4 protein-coding genes are annotated in these 2,924 nt (G+C 30.8%); all 4 read right to left on the bottom strand.

Annotated elements, in window-relative coordinates; all coding sequences use genetic code 11:
• Positions 1 to 163: 163 nt before the first annotated feature.
• Positions 164 to 463 (bottom strand): hypothetical protein, encoded by a 300-nt coding sequence (locus H7U19_RS16720; protein WP_109403812.1) that lies wholly within the window; start codon positions 461 to 463, stop codon positions 164 to 166.
• A complete protein-coding gene (locus H7U19_RS16715; protein WP_246454839.1) occupies positions 464 to 958 on the bottom strand; it encodes a contact-dependent growth inhibition system immunity protein in 495 nt (164 codons plus the stop codon).
• A 59-nt stretch (positions 959 to 1,017) separates the two neighbouring features.
• The gene (locus H7U19_RS16710) at positions 1,018 to 1,821 is read right to left on the bottom strand and encodes a hypothetical protein (RefSeq protein WP_186564024.1); all 804 of its coding nucleotides are present in this window, start codon (positions 1,819 to 1,821) and stop codon (positions 1,018 to 1,020) included.
• A gap of 278 nt (positions 1,822 to 2,099) precedes the next feature.
• Positions 2,100 to 2,771: a hypothetical protein gene (locus H7U19_RS16705; RefSeq protein ID WP_186564023.1), complete on the bottom strand. Its 672-nt coding sequence runs from the start codon at positions 2,769 to 2,771 to the stop codon at positions 2,100 to 2,102.
• Positions 2,772 to 2,924: the final 153 nt, after the last annotated feature.

The raw sequence follows: 2,924 nt of genomic DNA, 5'->3' as shown, positions 1-2,924 counted from the left end.
AGCAGTGGCAAACAAGTTGTTGAAACAGGCCTTTGCCATAGCAAAATCAGGAAGGCCTTACGATGAAAACTTTGTTTCGAGATTGGTTTAAAAAAGCTTGTTTTTTAACTCAGTTCTTTGTTGGCAACTGGCTTTTATTTATTCAGTTCAATTATTCTCTAAATTAATTTAAAAACAAACTTGCTAAAATTGGCAAAATTCCAAAAATGACAAGTCCAACTATTGAAGTCCAATATTGATAATTTTTCTTCTCTTTTTTGATGGTACTAAAAATTATAAAAATCAGACTCAATAAAAGTAAAACTGTTCCTAAAATTCCAAAATAAAATAAGACTTGTGCTGTGTTGTCTCCTTCATTAAATATACTTGTATAGCTGATTGTCAAATAGAAGGAAATAATATTAATTATTAAAATCCAAATCATAAAATGGAAAGCCCATTTTTTAAAATTTATATTATTCATTTAAGCTAGTTTTTTATTTATTCGGTCAAATTTCTTTTCTCCGAGTTCATTTTTTATTATTTCCGAATTCTGTTCCACAATATTTTTAAATTTCAGAAATTCAGTTTGATTTTCATTCCAAAATTCAGTCGGTAAACTTGAAACAGCGATAAGTAAATCGCCTTCGTAAAAATCACATTCGGTCAAAATATTCCGTTCGAGTTTTTCGAGTGCGATTCCGATTAGATATTCAATTCCGATTTTTTGAGAAATTAGAAGTCTTATCTGTTCGTTTGTCAATTCCGCAATACTGATTTTCCGATAATGATAACATTTTTCAACCAAATCAGTCGGAAATTCGGAAAGGTTTTTCCAAATATCTTTCTCTAATTGTTCGATTGATTTTGTTTCCATATGAGTGATTTCAGCTTGTTGCCAACGTTTCGAATATGGTGCGTTTGGCATTTCAACGCTCCAAACTTTCAATTTACTACTAAGTTTCTTAATTGCTATCATTTTTAGCACTATCTGCCAAATGCACTATATTTTTTGTTATGGGTTGCCTTTATTCTATTCTAGTAAAGTTTGTATTTATAATTCGTGTAGCCTTCAAGTTCTTCTCCGCTGTAATGTAATATTTTCACAAGTAATTTTTTTCGATTATAAATGTAAACATCCTTTGTTTCTGTCTTACTACCAATAACTTTCCAAAACTTCCTAATTAGCTGTTTGTCGTAGTTATATTGCCATTCCGTAATACACCACAAACTGTCAGGTTTATTGTCATATCGTATTTCAGTTACAATTTCGCCCCAACGGTCATAGCGAAACTCTTGTCTGTATAGAAACTTGTCTTTATAGTAGTGTATTTTTTCAGTTGGTCTCCCTAAACTGTCTGTAATTGTTGTGTCTTGTCTTTTACCTTCAACTCTCGTGATACCTTCGTATGAAAAATTAAAAACGCTGTCCTTTGAAATTGTCTGATTTGAATTGTCTTTTGAATAATCTTGTAATCTTGAAACTTGGTTGTCTTTGTCAAACTCAGTTTCCTTAATCAATTTTCCTTTTGCGTCATACTCGAAAATAGTTTTATAAATTAAGTAGTCCTTTTTATTGTCTTTGAATTGCCAAAGTTCATCTTGCATTTTTTTTCCTGTGCTGTCATATATGTAATAATGGATAGAATTCAAGTTTTTATAATTTCGTCCGTGTCCGCTAGTAATACTAATGGTACTGTCAGCATTCTTGGTAACACTGCTAAAATGCCAAATTTCACCGTATTCACCTTCTTCAATCAGATTTCCTTTCTTGTCGTAGCGTTCATAGCCTGTTTTCTGTTTTGATTTTCTCCATTTACTCCTTTCGTAATCTTTATTCAACTTATAAGAATATTGTATTTCAGTCCTTGTGTCAACCTTTGGAGGAAATACATAATAAGAGCAAGAACTAAGTCCTAATAAAATTCCAAATATTAATATTAATTGTTTCAATGTAAGTTGTCGTTTTTTAAGGTTGCCCATAACGGTATCGGCTATGAGTAGTTGCGTGGGTTAGCACGAAACTTTGCAAGTACACACCAAACTGAAAATCCGCTAGGATTTTCAGAAGTAGGCGAGAAAAAGCAATTACTTATAGCCATTGTTGTGGTGTCGTTTTTTTAGATTAGTTTCCTTATTACAAATCTGATATTTTGAATAATCACAAACAAAAAAGATGAAAATCCAACAACGTAAGTAATGAAAGCAAAGACTACTAATGGTTTGTTATAGTCATTTACCACACTATATAATTCATTAAAGTAATTTTTCCTTTCTTCTTGATATTTAATATTCGTTTTATATTCCTCAGTTGTATATTCAAAAATTTCCTTTTCTACGCCTATTGTAATTCCGCGCCTTTTTACGGGTCTCTCATACTCTTTAGTATGTTCTTTCCTTTCAGTGAGATAAGGTTCACTTAAAACAGAAAAACCTTTAATATTTTTGTTTTTAGCATATTTTGATTCAATTCGACTTAAGTAATTATCTGATTCTCCAGCCGAAATGAATTCCCCATAATTTTGAAATTTTTTGATGAAGGAAGGACAGAATACTTGATAAATAAATGTACCTATTGCTATAAAAATTGCACCGAAGTAAAATAAATACCAACTAAAAGGTAATTCAAGATTCAGTTTTATTGAATTCTCTCCAAGAATTAGGATAAAAGGATTGTCTAAATATCCCATTAATTTTACCAAAATTGGTATTATAACGAGGTAGTAATAGCTGGATTTGCTAAACCTCATTTTCCCTAAAGAGTTAATTAACGACCAATTTATTTTTTTCATTAAGTTTTTCTTAAATGCACCACAACGGTCTTGTGTATGGTTAGTTGCGTGTTTAAGCAACTAATTTAGTAAACAAAAACGAACGCGAGAAAATTCCGAAGGAATTTTCCAAATAAGCAACGACCAAAGCAATTAATTATACACGTCTTAAGT

It is taken from the genome of Hyunsoonleella aquatilis (assembly GCF_014270105.1).
In the GTDB taxonomy this organism is placed as follows: domain Bacteria; phylum Bacteroidota; class Bacteroidia; order Flavobacteriales; family Flavobacteriaceae; genus Jejuia; species Jejuia aquatilis.
The sequence above is the reverse complement of the archived record's forward strand: the minus strand, read 5'-3'. Positions and strand labels throughout refer to the sequence as shown.